The organism is Pseudomonas extremorientalis, from assembly GCF_024584605.1.
Classification (GTDB): domain Bacteria; phylum Pseudomonadota; class Gammaproteobacteria; order Pseudomonadales; family Pseudomonadaceae; genus Aquipseudomonas; species Aquipseudomonas extremorientalis.
In genome coordinates this window covers 1,996,205-2,012,864 of record NZ_CP089519.1, presented here as the reverse complement: position 1 = coordinate 2,012,864, position 16,660 = coordinate 1,996,205, and the positions used below count along the sequence as shown (strand labels likewise).

At 61.0% G+C, this 16,660-nt stretch carries 17 protein-coding genes; 11 read left to right on the top strand and 6 right to left on the bottom strand.

Annotation, left to right across the window (positions count from 1 at the left end):
- Positions 1-50: 50 nt before the first annotated feature.
- Both LUU92_RS09095 and moaB read right to left on the bottom strand, forming a co-directional pair.
- The gene (locus tag LUU92_RS09095) at positions 51-1,277 is read right to left on the bottom strand and encodes a molybdopterin molybdotransferase MoeA (protein ID WP_257103486.1); all 1,227 of its coding nucleotides are present in this window, start codon (positions 1,275-1,277) and stop codon (positions 51-53) included.
- Positions 1,261-1,800: a molybdenum cofactor biosynthesis protein B gene (moaB, locus tag LUU92_RS09090; protein WP_056857153.1), complete on the bottom strand. Its 540-nt coding sequence runs from the start codon at positions 1,798-1,800 to the stop codon at positions 1,261-1,263. Before moaB ends, LUU92_RS09095 begins: the two co-directional genes overlap by 17 nt.
- A 76-nt stretch (positions 1,801-1,876) precedes the next feature.
- Between moaB and mobA the strand changes: the two genes are divergently transcribed.
- Positions 1,877-2,479 (top strand): molybdenum cofactor guanylyltransferase MobA, encoded by a 603-nt coding sequence (gene mobA / locus LUU92_RS09085; protein ID WP_257103485.1) that lies wholly within the window; start codon positions 1,877-1,879, stop codon positions 2,477-2,479.
- A gap of 79 nt (positions 2,480-2,558) precedes the next feature.
- Complete coding sequence (locus LUU92_RS09080) at positions 2,559-2,780, top strand: YgdI/YgdR family lipoprotein (protein WP_010211805.1); 222 nt, start codon at positions 2,559-2,561, stop codon at positions 2,778-2,780.
- A gap of 55 nt (positions 2,781-2,835) precedes the next feature.
- On the opposite strand, the gene LUU92_RS09075 is transcribed toward LUU92_RS09080, so the two are convergent.
- From LUU92_RS09075 to LUU92_RS09065, 3 genes are all read right to left on the bottom strand, one after another.
- Positions 2,836-3,726 (bottom strand): pseudouridine synthase, encoded by an 891-nt coding sequence (locus tag LUU92_RS09075; protein ID WP_257103484.1) that lies wholly within the window; start codon positions 3,724-3,726, stop codon positions 2,836-2,838.
- Between the two features lie 71 nt (positions 3,727-3,797).
- Positions 3,798-4,133, bottom strand: coding sequence for a hypothetical protein (locus tag LUU92_RS09070; RefSeq protein WP_010565034.1), 336 nt, complete (start codon positions 4,131-4,133; stop codon positions 3,798-3,800).
- 73 nt (positions 4,134-4,206) lie between these two features.
- Entirely contained in the window at positions 4,207-4,443 is a 237-nt protein-coding gene (locus tag LUU92_RS09065) for a glutaredoxin family protein (RefSeq protein ID WP_071488500.1), read from the bottom strand.
- A 155-nt stretch (positions 4,444-4,598) separates the two neighbouring features.
- On the opposite strand from LUU92_RS09065, the gene LUU92_RS09060 reads away from it, so the two are divergent.
- Positions 4,599-6,323 (top strand): cation:proton antiporter, encoded by a 1,725-nt coding sequence (locus tag LUU92_RS09060; RefSeq protein WP_083351560.1) that lies wholly within the window; start codon positions 4,599-4,601, stop codon positions 6,321-6,323.
- On the opposite strand, the gene LUU92_RS09055 is transcribed toward LUU92_RS09060, so the two are convergent.
- Positions 6,310-7,518, bottom strand: coding sequence for an ammonium transporter (locus LUU92_RS09055; RefSeq protein ID WP_071488501.1), 1,209 nt, complete (start codon positions 7,516-7,518; stop codon positions 6,310-6,312). The genes LUU92_RS09060 and LUU92_RS09055 overlap by 14 nt on opposite strands.
- A gap of 346 nt (positions 7,519-7,864) precedes the next feature.
- Between LUU92_RS09055 and LUU92_RS09050 the strand changes: the two genes are divergently transcribed.
- The 8 genes from LUU92_RS09050 to LUU92_RS09015 all read left to right on the top strand — a co-directional run bounded on the left by LUU92_RS09050 (position 7,865) and on the right by LUU92_RS09015 (position 16,654).
- Entirely contained in the window at positions 7,865-8,179 is a 315-nt protein-coding gene (locus tag LUU92_RS09050) for an ElaB/YgaM/YqjD family protein (RefSeq protein ID WP_012723021.1), read from the top strand.
- A gap of 2 nt (positions 8,180-8,181) precedes the next feature.
- Positions 8,182-8,565: a phage holin family protein gene (locus LUU92_RS09045; RefSeq protein WP_012723020.1), complete on the top strand. Its 384-nt coding sequence runs from the start codon at positions 8,182-8,184 to the stop codon at positions 8,563-8,565.
- Positions 8,562-8,903: a hypothetical protein gene (locus LUU92_RS09040; protein WP_058427942.1), complete on the top strand. Its 342-nt coding sequence runs from the start codon at positions 8,562-8,564 to the stop codon at positions 8,901-8,903. The genes LUU92_RS09045 and LUU92_RS09040 overlap by 4 nt, the downstream gene beginning before the upstream one ends.
- A 93-nt stretch (positions 8,904-8,996) precedes the next feature.
- Complete coding sequence (locus tag LUU92_RS09035) at positions 8,997-10,160, top strand: EAL domain-containing protein (protein WP_071488502.1); 1,164 nt, start codon at positions 8,997-8,999, stop codon at positions 10,158-10,160.
- 71 nt (positions 10,161-10,231) lie between these two features.
- Positions 10,232-11,563, top strand: coding sequence for a deoxyguanosinetriphosphate triphosphohydrolase (locus LUU92_RS09030; protein WP_257103483.1), 1,332 nt, complete (start codon positions 10,232-10,234; stop codon positions 11,561-11,563).
- A 172-nt stretch (positions 11,564-11,735) separates the two neighbouring features.
- Positions 11,736-12,137: a response regulator gene (locus LUU92_RS09025; RefSeq protein WP_071488503.1), complete on the top strand. Its 402-nt coding sequence runs from the start codon at positions 11,736-11,738 to the stop codon at positions 12,135-12,137.
- A gap of 249 nt (positions 12,138-12,386) precedes the next feature.
- The gene (locus LUU92_RS09020) at positions 12,387-13,013 is read left to right on the top strand and encodes a response regulator transcription factor (RefSeq protein ID WP_071488504.1); all 627 of its coding nucleotides are present in this window, start codon (positions 12,387-12,389) and stop codon (positions 13,011-13,013) included.
- Between the two features lie 8 nt (positions 13,014-13,021).
- On the top strand, positions 13,022-16,654 hold the full coding sequence (locus tag LUU92_RS09015; protein WP_257103482.1) for a transporter substrate-binding domain-containing protein: 3,633 nt from the start codon (positions 13,022-13,024) through the stop codon (positions 16,652-16,654).
- Positions 16,655-16,660 lie beyond the last annotated feature (6 nt).

Sequence of the window (16,660 nt, the reverse complement as noted above, 5' to 3'; positions counted from 1 at the left end):
GGCTCATAGGACTTATCTTGACTGTGCCCCCGCCACCGGTGAATTGTGTGTCAGCCAAATACCTCACTCAACGGAATGAAGTTGGCCCGATCGCCGATAGCCAGCGTCGTGCCTTCCAACACCTCGACAAACCCCTCCGCCCACGCCGCGCTGCGCAGTACACCGGAGCTCTGGTTGCGGTAGATGATCGCCTTGCCCTGTTCGATGCGACCACGCAGGTACTCGCGGCGGTTGCCAGGTTTAGGCCAGGTGAAGCCCACCGGCACTTCGAAACGCAACGGTTCGACATCCTGCACACCTTGGCGGCGCAGCAGATAAGGCCGGGCCAACAGCGCAAAGGTCACCAGCGTCGACGCCGGATTGCCTGGCAGGCCGATCACCGGCACGCCACGAAAATGCCCGAACGTCAGCGGCTTGCCCGGTTTGATCGCCAGTTTCCACAGGGCCAGTTCGCCCTCTTCGCGCAGGGCAATGCCGAGGAAATCCGCCTCGCCCACCGACACGCCGCCGGTCGACAGGATCAGGTCGACACTGTCCAGGTCGCCCAGGCGCGTACGGGTTTGCTCAAGGTCGTCGGGCAGAATACCGGCGTCGATCACTTCGCAGCCAATACGGGTCAACCACGAGCACAGCACCCGCCGATTGCTGTTGTAGATCTGGCCCGGCCCCAGTGGCAAGCCCGGCTCGATCAGCTCATCACCGGTGGACAGCACCGCCACACGCGGGCGGCACACCAGGTCCAGGCGGTCACGACCCAGGGAGGCGGCAAGTCCGAGTTCAATCGGACCCAGGCGCGTACCTGCCGACAAAACCAGCTCGCCTGCAGTGGTTTCCTGGCCTTGTGGACGGATGTTCTGGTCGAGGTGCAGGGGTTCGGTGAAGCTCACGCGCTCGTCGGCATGGACCACGGCGTTTTCCTGCATCTCCACGCAGTCGGCGCCTTCGGGTACCGGGGCGCCGGTAAAGATGCGCGCGCAGGTGCCCGCAGCCAAGGGTTGCGGCGCCTGGCCTGCGAAGATGCGCTGACTGACCACCAGGGGCTCGCCGGTCCAGTCCGACAGACGCACGGCATAGCCGTCCATGGCGCTGTTCGGCCAGGGTGGCAGGTCGAGCGTGGAGACCAGGTCCAGGGCCAATACACGCCCGTCGCAGTGCGCAAGGGGCAAGGTTTCCTGCTCGCGGATCGGTGCGGCTTCGGCCATGGCCAGCAGTTGCGCCAACGCGTCTTCCACCGGCATCAGGGCGCCGGTCTTGCCCGGCTTACCCACGGGATTCACAAGGCTCGGCCTGTTTCAGGTGCGGGACGAAGTTGCACGGACGGTGACGGTTGTCCAATTGCTCGGCGAGGATACCGTCCCAGCCGGTGCGCACCGCATTGGTGGAACCTGGCAGGCAGCACACCAGGGTGCCATTGGCCAGCCCCGCCAGGGCGCGGGACTGCACCGTAGAGGTGCCGATGTCCGCCACGGAGATCTGGCGGAACAGTTCGCCAAAACCATCGACCTGCTTGTCCAGCAGGCAGCTCACGGCTTCGGGGGTGCTGTCACGGCCGGTAAAGCCGGTGCCGCCGGTGATCAGCACGACTTGCACCACGTCTTCGGCGATCCAGTGGGCAACCTGGGCGCGGATCTTGTAGAGGTCGTCCTTGAGCAGCACGCGTTCGGCCAGGTTATGCCCGGCAGCGGTGAGGCGGTCGACAAAGACTTGGCCGGAGGTATCGGTGTCGAGGGTGCGGGTGTCGCTGACGGTCAATACAGCGATATTCAGGGGTACGAAGGGCGCATCTGCCTTGGCTTTCATGGCACGGTCCGGTTGTCGAAGGAACAGCCCGATGTTATATCACAGCCCCCCCTTTTACTGCCGCTGCGGAACCGCCATGCCTATCGATTCATCATCACTGCCCTGTTCGGTCTTGCTGCTGTCCGGTGGGCGTGGCCAGCGCATGGGCGGCCAGGACAAAGGCTTGCTGGCATGGCATGGCCAACCCTTGATCGCCCATCTGCAGCGCCTGGTGCGGCCGCTGACGGATGACCTGATCATCTCGTGCAACCGCAACCTGGAGCACTACGCCGCGTACGCCGACCAACTGGTGAACGACGACAGCCCGGACTTTCCCGGCCCGCTTGCCGGTATCCGCGCGGGACTCGCCGCCGCGCGCCACACACACCTGTTGATACTGCCGTGCGATGTGCCGCACGTCGACGCAGGGTTGCTCGCCGGCCTGTGTGACACTGCACGGCGCAACCCGCGGCTGCCGGTGATGGTACGCCATGGTGAGTTCTGGGAGCCGCTGATCTGCATCCTCCCCACCGCCCTGCTGGACGCGGTGGAGAGCGCCTGGCAAGCCGGTGAGCGCAGCCCGCGCAAGCTCTTCCTGCAACTGGGCGGCGTGGGCCTGGAGTGCCCGGCGGATGACCCGCGCCTGGCCAACCTTAATACGCCGGAGCTGTTACAGACGCGCCCGGGCGTGTCAGAATGAACCTCGCACCCGGAACTTTGTCGACGCCGTGAGCGTCACAAGGTCAGCTATTCAAAAGAATTATCTCGGAGACAAACTCATGACTCAACGGACCATCGCCGCTCTCATGCTTGCACTGGGCCTCGCCACCCTCGCCGGTTGTGCCTCGCCGACAGTGATCACCCTGAATGACGGCCGCGAAATCCAGGCCGTCGACACCCCTAAATACAACGAAGATTCGGGTTTCTACGAATTCGAACAACTTGACGGCAAGCGTACCCGCATCAACAAAGATCAGGTTCGCACCGTCAAAGACTTGTAAGCCTTAGCGTTTGCCATCAAGGCCCGCCTCGCGCGGGCCTTGTCGTTTCTGGCGGTTACCAGTCGAGGGTGATCTGGCTGCGGAAATTGCGCTCGACACCTGTGACCGGGTCGCTAAACCGCACACCCTGGGCCAGCAGTTTAAGCGGGTTGGCGTAGTCGTCTACGGCGTCCTTGATCACGTTCGGGTAGAACGGATCGTTGCAGATACTCGCGCCGAGTGCGGTCATGTGTACGCGTAGCTGGTGCTTCTTGCCGGTTACGGGAAACAGGCCATAGCGCCATAGATCGCCGTTTTTTTCGCGCACTTCCACCGCCGTTTCGGTGTTAATCGCGCCAGGCCCTTCCTGCATGCGAAAGAACGGCTCGCCATCGACCAGGCGGCTTTTATGCACCAGGGGGAACGTCAGGTTCGGCAGGGCCGGAGCGATGGCTTCGTAGAACTTGTCGATCTGGCGTGTGGGAAACAGTTGCTGATACGCCGAGCGGCTGGCCGGGTTGGCCGAGAACAGCACCAGCCCCGCCGTATGCCGGTCGATGCGGTGCAGGGGCACCAGCGATGGGTTATCCAACTGGCGAATCAAGCGCCGCAGCAGCGTTTGCTCGACATATTCACCGGCGGGGGTCACGGGCAGGAAGTGCGGTTTGTCGGCGACCACCAGGTGTTCGTCGGCGTACAGGATGGTTTCCTGCACCGGGATGACTTTCTCGTTGGGCACTTCGCGAAAGTAATAGATGCACAGGCCTTCCTTGTAGGCCAGGGCCAGGCCGATGGGGCTGCCGTTGATGTCCAGCACTCGGCCCCGGGCAATGCGGTCGATCCAGTGTTCACGGCCGATCGCCGGGAAGTGCTCGCACAGGCACTCGAGCACTGTCGCCCAAGGCCCGGGCGGCAAATACAGGGTACTGGCTTGGTGCTCGGATGGGATAAAAACGGAAGTGGACATGAAATGCTCGAAGCCTGGGAAAACCGGCGGGCATTATCCCGCATGGAGCGGGACTGAGCCTAGGGCGGATCTCAAGCCTTGGCCAACTCCGCCCGCAGAATCGGCGAGGCACTGGCGGCCTCGGTGAATTCCTTTAGCCAGCGCAGCACGTCCACGGCTTCCCAGCGACCCGGATCATACAACGCGTATAACAAGCCCTGGTAACCCACCACATCCAGCTGCTTGTGGTAACCGGCGCGCTGGAACAGCGCCTCGATCTCGGCAAAGCAGGTATTGAAATGCACTTTGTTGAACGGCGTCTTGCCTTCCGTGACCAGGCCATCGAGGCGCAGCTCGTTCACCGCGTCGCGCACGACATCGGCGGACATGCGATTGACGCTGCTTTTCAGTTGTTCGACATTCACCACGGGCGTTCCCTCTATTCAATCGCTGTACAAACATACAGTAACGTAATATTTGGAAACCTGCCATCGCATAAACTCAACGAAGGAAGGTCACGACCTGTTGTGAGTCAAATGGCCAATCCAGTTCCGCCCCGGTGTCCACCCTGCGAAGTACCGGAATCCGCAGGCCGTAGGCTTCGGTCAGGTCGTCGGGGTCGGCGATATCCACCAGTTCCACCAACAACCCGTGTTCGACGAGCGGCATGATTTCGGCTTCGGCGATTTCACACAGATGGCAACCCAGGGTGCCGAATAGCTGGCATTCAGGAAGCATGACGAATGGACCTGATCAGAAAGTAGGCCAACATTCTAAGCCTGACGAAAATCTGTGGCGAGAAACCAGCCCCCAAAAACCCTGACCCAGGTCACCATGGCCTATAACTGTTTCAGCGATTCTCGCGGCTTTTTGCCTGCCCCCTTGCAACGGAGATGCGTGTGTTTGCCAACCTGCTGATCATTCTGGCCTCATCCCTGGTGGTGATTGCGCTGTTTCGCCGGCTGCAATTGCCGCCGGTGCTGGGCTACCTCTGCGTCGGCCTGGCCGTAGGACCGACCGCGCTGGACTGGGTGAATGACAGCGAAGAGCTGCCCGACCTCGCCGAACTGGGCGTGGTGTTCCTGCTGTTCTCCCTGGGCCTGGAGTTCTCCCTGACCAAGATGCTCGCCCTGCGCCGCGTGGTGTTTGGCCTGGGCAGTTTGCAGGTATTGGGCTGCGGGGCGCTGCTGGGCATCTTGTTGATGATCCTGGGTGTGGCGCCAGGCGTCGCGTTGTTACTGGGCGCAGGGCTGGCGCTGTCATCCACGGCCATCGTCAGCAAGGAGTTGACCAGCCTCGGTGAAATCTTCAGCAGCCATGGCCAGAACGCGATTGGCGTGTTGCTGTTCCAGGATGTGGTAGCGGTGCTGTTACTGACCCTGGTGCCGGTGTTTGCCGGCACCGGTGAACAAGCCTGGTACTGGGCGCTGCCACTGACCCTGGGCAAGACCGTGGTGTTGTTTGTCGGCTTGCTGCTCGCCAGTCGCTGGTTGTTGCCGCGCTTGTTTCATGAAGTCGCCGCCTCCCATTCGGCCGAGTTGTTTGTACTGCTAGCGCTGGTGATTGTGTTGCTGACCGCCTGGCTCACCCACCTGCTGGGGCTCTCCCCTGCCCTCGGCGCGTTCCTGGCCGGTATGCTGCTGGGAGAAAGCCACTACCGCCATCAGATCGAGGCAGATATCCGTCCGTTTCGCGACATCCTGCTGGGGCTGTTTTTCGTCAGCATCGGTATGCTGATCGACCTGCAACTGTTCGTCAGCCACAGCCTGTTGATCCTCGCCCTGACCCTCACCTTGATGCTGGTCAAAGGCTGTGTGGTCGCCGCGCTGGTCAAGCTGCGCGGCAGCGACAGCGAAACCGCCTGGCGCAGCGGCCTGGCGCTGGCCCAAGGCGGCGAGTTCTGCTTTGCGTTGATGGCACAGATGCAACAGAGCCGGTTGATCCCGGATGAATTCAACGGCTTGCTGCTCGCCGCCACCTTCTGCTCGATGCTACTGACGCCGCTGCTGCTGCGTGCCGCGCCGGGCATTGCCCTGCGCCTGCACCGCAAGCCCAACCAGCAAGTACAACTGGAAGCCATCACCGCGCTCAACGCCGAGCTGCACGGTCACGCGGTGATCTGCGGCTATGGTCGCGTCGGCCAATCCATCGGGCGCTTTCTACGCCAGGAACAACAGGCATTCATCGCTCTGGATGACGACCCGGAACGGGTACAGGAAGCCGCCACCGAAGACAGCAGCGTGCACTACGGTGATTGCCGGCGTGGCGCCTTGCTCAGTGCGGTCGGCCTGGAACGCGCGCGGTTGGTGGTGATTGCGGTGGACAACACCGACGTCGCGCTGGTGGTGTTGAAAGAAGCACGCCGGATCAACACCGAAGTGCCGATCCTGGTGCGCACCCGCGATGACAGCCAACTGGCTGAACTGAAGGCCGCAGGCGCCAGCGAAGTGGTGCCCGAACTGCTGGAGTCAAGCCTGATGCTCGCCTCCCACGCCCTGATCCTGCTGGGCCTGCCGGACCAACAGGTGCAGGCGCGGGTTGACGATGTGCGACACAACCGCTACCGCCTGCTGCACGGTTTTTATCGCCAGGCAGACGAGCCGATCAATCCTGACTGACCGCGCCGATCTTGTGGATCGACAGGTCCGCGCCGTAATACTCCTCTTCCTGGCTCAGGCGCAGTCCGTGCACGCGCTTGATCACGCCGTACACCAGCAGGCCACCGACCAGCGCGACCAGCACACCAAGGGCAGTACCGATCAACTGGCTGACCAGGCTGACACCGCCCAGGCCACCCAATGCCGTCTGGCCGAAGATGCCGCAGGCAATGCCACCCCACACGCCGCACAGGCCATGCAGCGGCCACACGCCCAGCACGTCGTCGATCTTCCAGCGATCCTGGGCGGCGATAAAGAACCACACGAACAAACCACCAGCGACTGCGCCAGTGACCAGTGCGCCCACCGGATGCATCAGGTCGGAACCCGCACAGATGGCCACCAGCCCGGCCAGCGGACCGTTATGCAGGAAACCCGGATCGTTGCGGCCGATGATCAAAGCCGCGACGGTGCCGCCAACCATGGCCATCAGCGAGTTGACCGCCACCAGGCCACTGACGCCATTCAACGTTTGCGCACTCATCACGTTGAAACCAAACCAGCCGACAATCAGGATCCACGACCCCAATGCCAGGAACGGAATGCTCGACGGCGCGAACGCCACCAGGCGCCCTTCGCGGTAGCGCCCGTTGCGCGGGCCAAGCAGCAACACCGCCGCCAGCGCCAGCCAGCCGCCCATGGCGTGGACCACCACCGAGCCGGCGAAATCATGGAAGCTGGCGCCGAAGGTCGCGAGCAGCCAGGCCTGCAGACCGAAATTGCCGTTCCACACCACGCCTTCGAAAAACGGGTAGATAAACGCCACGATCAACGCGGTTGCGCAGAGTTGCGGCGCAAACCGTGCACGCTCGGCAATCCCCCCGGAAATGATCGCCGGGATTGCTGCCGCGAAGGTCAGCAAGAAGAAGAACTTCACCAGGCCGTAGCCATGGTCGGCGCTGATCACCGCCGCCGGTTGCATGAAGCTCACCCCGTAGGAGATCCAATAGCCTATAAAGAAATAGGCCAGGGTGGAGATGGCGAAGTCGCTGAGGATCTTCGACAGGGCGTTGACCTGGTTCTTCTGGCGCACCGTGCCGACTTCGAGGAACGCGAAGCCAGCGTGCATGGCCAGGACCATGACCGCACCGATCAGGATAAACAGGGTGTTGGAGCTGTGGACAAGCGTGTCCACTGCACTTTGCACATTTTCCATGGAAGTTGGCAGGCCTGCAGTAAGGCAAAAAGCACCAAAGCGGTTCAAGCCCGGGTTGCGCGCACTAAATTGGCACCGCCGGTCCCGCCCCTCTGCAGAGGGCATGAACCGATTTAGCGCAGCGATCAACACAACAGGCCGTTGCCGACAGGGTTTTTCCGCGAGTTTCAGTTATTTAGGGTAAGGTTTTTCAAGGCTTCCTGCCCGACCGCCCGGATTCAGCGCAGGCCCCGGGGCCTGCGCACCAAGGCAAAGCAAAAGCTGTACCACACAATTGCACTGAACCTTCACCGACGCCGGTGACTCGAAACCACTAAGTACAAAACAGCCCATCACGGAGATAACCATGGCCAGAAGAACTGCAAAGACTGCTCAAGAAATATTGATGGCGGATTTTCAAACCCTGGTGACTGATACCGAAAGGTTGCTGGACGACACCAAGGTGCTCGCCGGTGACCAGGCTGATGAGCTACGGGCCAAGATCCACGATACCCTGCTCCAGGCCCGCGAAACCCTCAAGCAGACTGAAGACTCGCTGCGCGAACGCGGCCAGGCGGCGGTCACCGCGACTGAAGATTACGTGCAAGCCAACCCTTGGCAGTCGGTGGGCATTGCCGCCGGCGTGGGCTTTCTGATCGGCCTGCTGGCCACAAGGCGCTAATCATGTCTATCGGCGAAACCGGCTCGTCCACTGGGACGACTTCAAGGCGCCTGGGCGCAGCCGTGCTGGGCTTGCTGCACAGCCACGTCGAGTTGTTCGGCATCGAATTGCAGGAACAGAAAGCCCGCACCGTCAGCCTTCTGCTGTTTGCCGGCCTGGCGCTGGTGTTTGCACTGCTGTTGCTGGTGGGGTTGTCGACACTGGTGATGATCCTGGTCTGGGACACCGGCTACCGCCTGACCGGAATCATCTGCCTCTGCGTGTTCTACAGTCTTGCCGCAGCCTTTTGCGGGGTGCGCTTGAAAGCGGCGGTGTTCGATGAATCCACGCCATTCCACGCCACCCTCGAAGAGCTGGCCAATGACCGGGAGCGTCTGCTGCCATGAGCCTGACTGAAATGCCAAAAAACACGTCACGGCGGGAAATGCGCAAAGCGCTGATCCGGCTGCGCATGGAAATGCACCGTCAGGAAATCCGCCACGAGTCCCAGCAACTGATGCTGCCGTTGAACAAGGTGCGCAACCTGGGCAGTCACTGGCAGGACAGCCTGGGCATCAAGCACGCGCCGCTGTGGGGCGTTGCTGCGGTGACGCTGATGGGCTTTTTCACCGGCAAAGGCGCCAAGGGCGGCGGTATCAGCAGCCTGACACGCCTGGTGCGTCTCGGTGCCGGGTTGATCCCGCTGATCAAATTGGCCATGCAGGGCACTTCGCGCAAAAGTTGAGCCTGGCTGGCTGCATTCTTGCTAACAGAATCGGCCCGGCCCTCGTTTTCGAGGGCCGGGCCTTTTTTCAGCCACCTCGCTTAAGGAGGCCCCGTGATCGACGGGCAACCGCTCGCCTGCTTCCAGCCGTTTATCGATACCGCCACCGGCCGCATCGCCGGTGTCGAGGCCCTCGGCCGCCTGCGCCAGGCCGACGGGCGCCTGCAATCGGTGGGGCCGCTGTTCGCCGACCCGCGCACCCCAGGCGTGACCTTGCGCCGTCTCGACCGGCAGATTCGCGACAATGCCCTGAGCCGCTTGCATGAAGCACCCGCCGACTGGTTCCTGAGCCTGAACATCTCGCCGCGCTGGATCAACCGCCTGCGTCCGGGCCAAGCCCTGCCGAGCCTGAAACAGATTCACAGCCATGGTGTCGACCCGCGACGGATCGTGTTCGAGATCACCGAACTGGGTGGCGACATCCAGCGCCTGGCTGACGTGGTCGCGCGTTACCGCGAGGCCGGTGCGCGTATCGCCATCGATGACTTCGGCGCCGGCTATTCCCAGCTCGACCGGGTGCTGGCATTGCAACCAGACATTCTCAAGCTGGACATGCGCCTGTTTCAGGAAGCGGCCCGCGGCGGGCCGAGCAGCGAAGTGGTGCGGGCGCTGGCACAGATGGCCGAGAAAACCGGCTGCTGGATCATTGCCGAAGGCGTGGAAACCGAAGCACAGTTGAGCTTCGCCCTGGAGTGCGGCTCGCGTTATGTGCAGGGCTATCTGTTTGCCCAGGCACAGTTGGACTGGTTTGCCGCCGACGCCTTCGTGCCGCGTTTTGCAGAGTTGCGCACCGCCTACGTTCAGCAAAAACTGGCGGAACGCGGGCGCATCATGCAATTGCGCCAGCAATTGGCCGAGCTGATGAAAATCCTGCAAACCTGGGCCCAGGCACAGGCGCCGCTGAGCCAATTGCCCCAACTGCCGGCGTTCCCCTGGCTGCTGCGCTTCTACCAATGCGACCGACACGGCACTCAGCTGACGCCCAATTTCGAATGGCGCCAGGACGCCTGGCAGGCCGACAGCCTTTATCTGGGCCATAACTGGTCGTGGCGCCCGTATTTCTATCACCTGTTGGCCGAGGGGTGGGACGAGCGTCGTCTGACCCTCTCCTCGACCTACCGCGACGCGACCACCAACCAGTATTGCCTCACGGCCGGACAGTTCTTTGATAACGGTCAGCGTTTGCTGTTAATCGATATCGACGCGGCCGGGCTGTAGATTTTCGCTTGCCCAGCCCGCGCTGAACCGGGAAGCTGGGAGGGTCATTCACCGCACGGAGAGTACCCGCCTTGGATTGGCCCACCCTGCTGACTCGCGAACGTCTAGGCAAACCGCTGCACAGCCCGGAAGAACTGGGCCGTAGCCCGTTCCACAAAGACCATGACCGTATTATCTTCTCTGGCGCATTTCGCCGCCTGGGCCGCAAGACCCAAGTGCACCCGGTCTCGAGCAACGACCACATTCACACCCGCCTGACCCATTCCCTGGAGGTGAGCTGCGTAGGCCGCTCCCTGGGCATGCGCGTCGGCGAAACGTTGCGCAGCGCCCTGCCCGACTGGTGCGACCCGAGCGACCTGGGCATGGTGGTGCAATCGGCCTGCCTGGCCCATGACATCGGCAACCCGCCGTTCGGGCACTCCGGCGAAGACGCCATCCGCCATTGGTTCCAGCAGGCCGCAGGCCGCGGCTGGCTGGATGACATGAGCAGCGCCGAGCGTAATGACTTCCTCAATTTCGAAGGCAACGCCCAAGGTTTCCGCGTGCTCACCCAGCTTGAATATCACCAGTTCGACGGCGGCACGCGGTTGACCTACGCCACCCTGGGCACTTACCTGAAATACCCTTGGACCGCCCGCCACGCCGACTCCCTGGGCTATAAAAAACACAAGTTCGGCTGTTACCAGAGCGAATTGCCGATCCTCGAGCAGATCGCCCACAAGCTCGGCCTGCCGCAACTCGAAGAACAGCGCTGGGCCCGGCATCCGCTGGTGTATCTGATGGAGGCAGCAGATGACATCTGCTACGCCTTGATCGACCTGGAAGACGGCCTGGAAATGGAGTTGCTGGAGTACACCGAGGTCGAGTCGCTGCTGCTAGACCTGGTAGGCGATGACCTGCCGCAGACCTATCGCCAACTCGGCGCGCAGAACTCCCGGCGGCGCAAGTTGGCGATCCTGCGGGGCAAGGCTATCGAACACCTGACCAACGCGGCCGCGCGGGCCTTTGTCGAACAACAGGATGCCTTGCTCGCCGGTACCCTGCCCGGCGACCTCGTGGAGCACATGCACGGCCCGGCCAAGCGTTGCGTGCTGGACGCCAAGGACATGGCGCGCAAGAAGATCTTCCAGGACAAGCGCAAGACATTGCATGAAATCGGCGCCTACACCACCTTGGAAATTCTGCTGAACGCCTTTTGCGGTGCAGCCCTGGAGCAGCATGGCGGGCGTACGCCGTCGTTCAAGAATCGGCGCATTCTCGACCTGCTGGGTAACAACGCGCCAAACCCCCAATGGCCTTTGCACGCCTCGTTCCTGCGCATGATCGACTTCATCGCCGGCATGACCGACAGCTATGCCACCGAAATGGCCCGGGAAATGACCGGGCGCTCCAGCCCCCAATGACGAGTACGATCAAGCCGCCTGTTACCCGAGAGGAATCGACCTACGAAGGGAACAGAGCGGCCTGATCGAATTCGCACAAGCACCTGCTGAATAATCACGCACGCTCCGGGCGACCCAGGCGAACAGTTCCTACGCGCCCTCCATCGACGCTTGACTCACCGTGTGCCCCCCAATGCCCAGTTATCCGCTTCGTATCCTGCTGGTGGAGGATCATCCGTTTCAACTCCTCGCCACCCAGTGCCTGCTCAGAAGCTTCGGCTTCGCACGGGTGACCCCCGCCGAAAGCGCCGAACAGGCAATCTGTTTGATGTCGCAGGCCGAGGTGCCTTTCGACATCATCCTGTGCGACCAGTGCCTGCCCGACCTGCCGGGGCTCGAACTGATTGAAATTGCCAGTCGCCGACGCTTTACCACAACCGCCATCCTTCTGAGCGGATTGCCCACGACAGAACTCGCCACCCTGATAGCCCAAGCGGTGGACCGTGGCCTGCCATTGCTCGGCTATTTGTCAAAGCCGCTGAACAAAGATGAGTTGGCACGTTTGATCTGCCCATTACTTCGGTTACACATGTAGGATTTTAAACATCAGTCTCAAAGAAAAAGCACTGCACCGGGCCAGTTAACTCCATAGCGGCGACATTTAATTCATTTATCTCCCAAGCGCTGGCACATCACTTCACATAGCCCGAGCAGCTGGTAGGCTTTTACCTTTTTTAATGTAGGAATTTTCCTGTTTTATATCTACACCCCTCTGTGCTCATGCTCCCGCCTCCGCTTCTGAGCTAATGTGCCCGCTTTATTTGCTCTTGCACGGAATGTGATCATGAACTCAGTTTTTATTATCGATGACCACCCGGTTATACGGCTTGCAATCCGAATGTTGTTGGAACATGAGGGCTACAAAGTGGTGGGAGAAACGGACAACGGATGCGACGCCATACAAATGGTCCGCGAATGCCTGCCCGACCTCATCATCCTCGACATCAGCATTCCCAAACTGGACGGGCTCGAGGTGCTCTGCCGATTCAACGCAATGAACACACCGATGAAAACCCTGATCCTGACGGCCCAGTCCCCCACCCTGTTCGCCACCCGCTGCATGCGCTCGGGCGCCGACGGCTACGTGTGCAAGGAAGGCGACCTGAGTGAATTGCTGAGCGCCATCCGCGCGGTGTTGTCCGGCTACAACTACTTCCCCAGCCAGGCACTGAACGCCAATGGTGCAGACGGCGTCGAGTCCCAGGAGCTTGAACTGTTCAAAAACGTCAACGACCGCGAACTTATGGTATTGCAACTTTTTGCACAAGGCCGCACCAATAAGGAAATTGCAAAAGGTATGTTCCTGAGCAACAAAACAGTAAGCACTTACAAAAAGAGGCTGATGCAAAAACTTCAAGCCAAATCCTTGGTAGAACTTATCGAGATGGCAAAACGAAACGCGCTAGTGTGAGAAAGCGGATGCCCAGGCGTATAAAGGACTATCTGATTATATTGAGTGCCGGTTTGTGCTTCAGTACCGCCGTGCTCGCGAACCATCAACCGGGCCCGGAACATTTCACCTTGTTGAGCCGTGCAGGCTCTGTTCAACTGGAAACCAACCTTAACAAGACCCAACGCCAATGGCTGCAAAACAAGCGCGAACTGGTGCTGGGCACTGCGGCCCCTGACTATCCTCCGTTCGACCTCACGTCCAGTGGTCGCGACTACGAAGGACTGACCGCTGATTACGCCGGCCTATTGGCCAAGGCGCTGGCCTTGCCAGTGAAGGTATTGCGTTACCCTTCCCGTGAGGCGGCCATCCGTGCGCTTGAAACCGGGGATATCGATTTACTGGGCTCCTCCAACGGCTTCGAGGCGGCGAACCCCAACCTCACGCTGTCCGAACCCTATGCCGTCGACCAACCGGTGCTGGTCACCCGCGAAGGTGAAACCCGCAGCCTGAACGATGGCCTGGCCGGCATGCGTCTGGCCCTGGTCTACCACTACCTGCCCTTGGCGGAAGTGGAAAAGCTGTACCCCCAGGCGATCATCCGCGCCTACCCCTCTTATCAAAATGCCCTGAATGCAGTGGCGTTCGACCAGGCTGACGTGTTCCTCGGCGATACCATTTCCACCCATTACATGATCAACAAGGGCTACCTGAAGAACATCCGCATGGCCAACTTCGGTAAACACGAAGCCTACGGGTTCAGCTTTGCCATGCCCCAACATCAGCGCACCCTCTTGAGTATTGTTGACGCGGTTCTGGCCACCGTGCCCATGAACGAACGGGAAATGATCGCCAAGCGCTGGAGCGCCGGCAGCGACATCTTGCTGTCCGATCAGAAGCTGCAACTGACCCAACGCGAGGAGCGCTGGTTGAAAGACCATCCGGTGGTCAAGGTGGTGGTGAATGAAACCTTCGCACCACTGACCTTTTTCGATGCCGATGGCAACTTCCGCGGCATCACCGCCGACCTGCTGGAATTGGTCCGCCTGCGTACCGGGCTGCGCTTCGAGATCCGGCGCGAACGCGACGTCAACGAAATGATTGAACAGGTAGATGCCGGCAAGGCCGATATCATTGGTGCCATCGTGCCCAGCGCCGAGCGGGAGGCGCAACTGAACTTCAGCCGGCCCTACCTGGAAAACTCCTATGTCCTGCTGACACGCAAAGAACCCAATGCACCCTTGAACCTGGAGCAGATGGCCGGCAAACGCCTGGCAATCACGCCAGGCAACCCTCTGGAGGCTATCCTTCGTCGCGACTTTCCCCAGGTCCACCTGGTCAAAGCCAGCGACACCTTCAAGGCTTCGGAACTGTTGGCCCAGGGGCACGTGGAAGGCGCGGTGAACTCCCTGGTAGTCGCCAACTACTTCCTGTCGTCCCAGGTGTTCCAGGACAAGCTGCAGATGAGTACGAGCATCGGCACCTTCCCAGCCATGTTTGCCCTGGCCACATCGCGCAGTGCCACCGAACTCAGCTCGATTCTCGACAAGGCCTTGTTGAGCATCGCTCCGGATGAACTGGGGGTGATCAACAGCCGCTGGCGGGGCTACACTGCCGCCTCCGACAGCTATTGGCGCAACTACCACCAGCTGATAGCCCGTATCATCATCGGCACCGGGCTGCTGCTGTTGATCTCCCTGGCCTGGAACGCCTACATGCGCCGTCAGATCAAGCACCGCAAGATGGCTGAGCGTGCCCTCAACGATCAGTTCGAATTCATGCGCGCGCTGGTCAACGAAACCCCGCACCCGATCTACGTGCGTGACCGTAAAGGCCTGCTACAGACATGCAACGACAGCTACCTGCAAGTGTTCGAGGTCAAGCGTGAGGACGTGATCGGCAAAAGTGCCCTGCAGATGAGCAAAGCCCTCGAGACGGACGCGGAGCAGTACCATGCCGACTACCAGCGGGTAATGGCCGAAGGCAACCCGCTGATCCTGGACCGCACCCTGCATATTCGCGGGAAGAAACTGACGATCTATCACTGGATCCTGCCCTACCGCGACTCTACCGGGGAGGTGCAGGGAATCATCGGTGGCTGGATTGACATCAGCGAGCGCCGCCAATTGTTCGATGAGATCCGCGCGGCCAAAGAGCGCGCCGACGAAGCCAATCGGGCCAAGAGCACGTTCCTCGCTACCATGAGCCATGAAATACGCACGCCGATGAACGCGGTGATCGGCATGCTGGAGCTGACCCTCAAACGCGCCGACCATGGCCACCTGGATCGCCCGGCCATCGAAGTTGCCTATAACTCGGCCAAGGACCTGCTGGAGCTGATCGGCGATATCCTGGACATCGCACGTATCGAATCCGGCCGCCTGAGCCTGGCGCCGGAACGGGTCAACCTGCGCGAGGTGATCGAGTCGGTGGTGCGTGTCTTCGACGGGCTGGCGCGCCAGAAAACCCTCAGCCTGTCCCTAGAGTTCAAGCCCGACCAGGACGACACCGAAGTCCTGATCGACCCGCTGCGCTTCAAGCAGGTGCTGTCGAACCTGATCAGCAATGCCATCAAGTTCACCGAACGTGGCCAGGTAAAAATCCGCGTTGAAGTATTGCCCACCAAGCTGGTGCAACAGGTCGAGATGAAGCTGGTGGTGGAAGATACCGGGATAGGTATCAGCCGCGATGATCAGAAACGCCTGTTCGAACCCTTTGCCCAGGCCGACAATTCCGGGCAGCTCGCCAGGAGCGGCGCGGGCCTGGGGTTGGTGATCTGCCGCAGCCTGTGCGCAATGATGGGTGGAGAACTGAGCCTGAGCAGCGTGCCCATGGTGGGCACCCAGGTACATGTCAACCTGCGAATGCCGCGACTGCTGCCGGAACAGGCAGCCGATGAACAGAAACCCGAGAAGCCCGCAACCACGCCGGTACTCAATGTGCTGGTGGTGGACGACCATCCCGCCAACCGCTTGCTGATGTGCCAGCAACTGGGCTACCTGGGCCACCAGTTCACGGCAGCCCAGAATGGCGCAGCCGGTTTCCAGGCCTGGCGCCAGGAACGCTTCGACCTCGTCATCGCCGACTGCAACATGCCCATCATGAATGGCTACGAGTTGAGTCGTTCGATCCGCGAATACGAACAGCGCGAGCAACTGCCACCGTGCGTGGTGCTTGGGTTTACCGCCAATGCACAGCCTGAAGAGAAACAACGCTGTGCTCAGGCCGGTATGAACGATTGCCTGTTCAAACCCATCAGCCTCACGACTCTGGAGCGGCAACTGGCGCAGATCGCCCCTCAAACAGTGGAGTTGCACCTGGACCTTGGCAACTTCGAGGCCTTGACCGGCGGCGACCCACAGTTGAATGGGCGACTGCTGGAGGAGCTGTTGAGCAGCAGCCGGAACGATCGCCAGGCACTGACCGCACTGATAACCGCACACGCCCCACTCCAGGAGATCATCGAGCAGGCCCACAAGATCAAGGGTGCCGCCCGTATTGTTCAGGCGGCCTCATTGGCCGGGCAGTGTGAAGCCCTCGAACAGGCGTGTGCCCGTGGCGATGACTGGACGTTAATCGAGGCGGGTGCGAAAACCCTGGAAAAATCCATGCTGGAACTGGAGAGGTTGCTGCAAGTGCAGCTCAGCCCAGAGGGTCAGTAAGGGGCA

Bases quoted from the DNA above. Each gene is read 5' to 3' on its own strand.
- LUU92_RS09040 (WP_058427942.1), top strand. From the start codon at position 8,562: ATGAGCCTGACTGAAATGCCAAAAAACACGTCACGGCGGGAAATGCGC.
- moaB (WP_056857153.1), bottom strand. From the start codon at position 1,800: ATGAAAGCCAAGGCAGATGCGCCCTTCGTACCCCTGAATATCGCTGTA.
- LUU92_RS09055 (WP_071488501.1), bottom strand. From the start codon at position 7,518: ATGGAAAATGTGCAAAGTGCAGTGGACACGCTTGTCCACAGCTCCAAC.
- LUU92_RS09045 (WP_012723020.1), top strand. From the start codon at position 8,182: ATGTCTATCGGCGAAACCGGCTCGTCCACTGGGACGACTTCAAGGCGC.
- LUU92_RS09080 (WP_010211805.1), top strand. From the start codon at position 2,559: ATGACTCAACGGACCATCGCCGCTCTCATGCTTGCACTGGGCCTCGCC.
- LUU92_RS09015 (WP_257103482.1), top strand. From the start codon at position 13,022: ATGCCCAGGCGTATAAAGGACTATCTGATTATATTGAGTGCCGGTTTG.
- LUU92_RS09020 (WP_071488504.1), top strand. From the start codon at position 12,387: ATGAACTCAGTTTTTATTATCGATGACCACCCGGTTATACGGCTTGCA.
- LUU92_RS09060 (WP_083351560.1), top strand. From the start codon at position 4,599: ATGCGTGTGTTTGCCAACCTGCTGATCATTCTGGCCTCATCCCTGGTG.
- LUU92_RS09075 (WP_257103484.1), bottom strand. From the start codon at position 3,726: ATGTCCACTTCCGTTTTTATCCCATCCGAGCACCAAGCCAGTACCCTG.
- LUU92_RS09025 (WP_071488503.1), top strand. From the start codon at position 11,736: ATGCCCAGTTATCCGCTTCGTATCCTGCTGGTGGAGGATCATCCGTTT.
- LUU92_RS09065 (WP_071488500.1), bottom strand. From the start codon at position 4,443: ATGCTTCCTGAATGCCAGCTATTCGGCACCCTGGGTTGCCATCTGTGT.
- mobA (WP_257103485.1), top strand. From the start codon at position 1,877: ATGCCTATCGATTCATCATCACTGCCCTGTTCGGTCTTGCTGCTGTCC.
- LUU92_RS09050 (WP_012723021.1), top strand. From the start codon at position 7,865: ATGGCCAGAAGAACTGCAAAGACTGCTCAAGAAATATTGATGGCGGAT.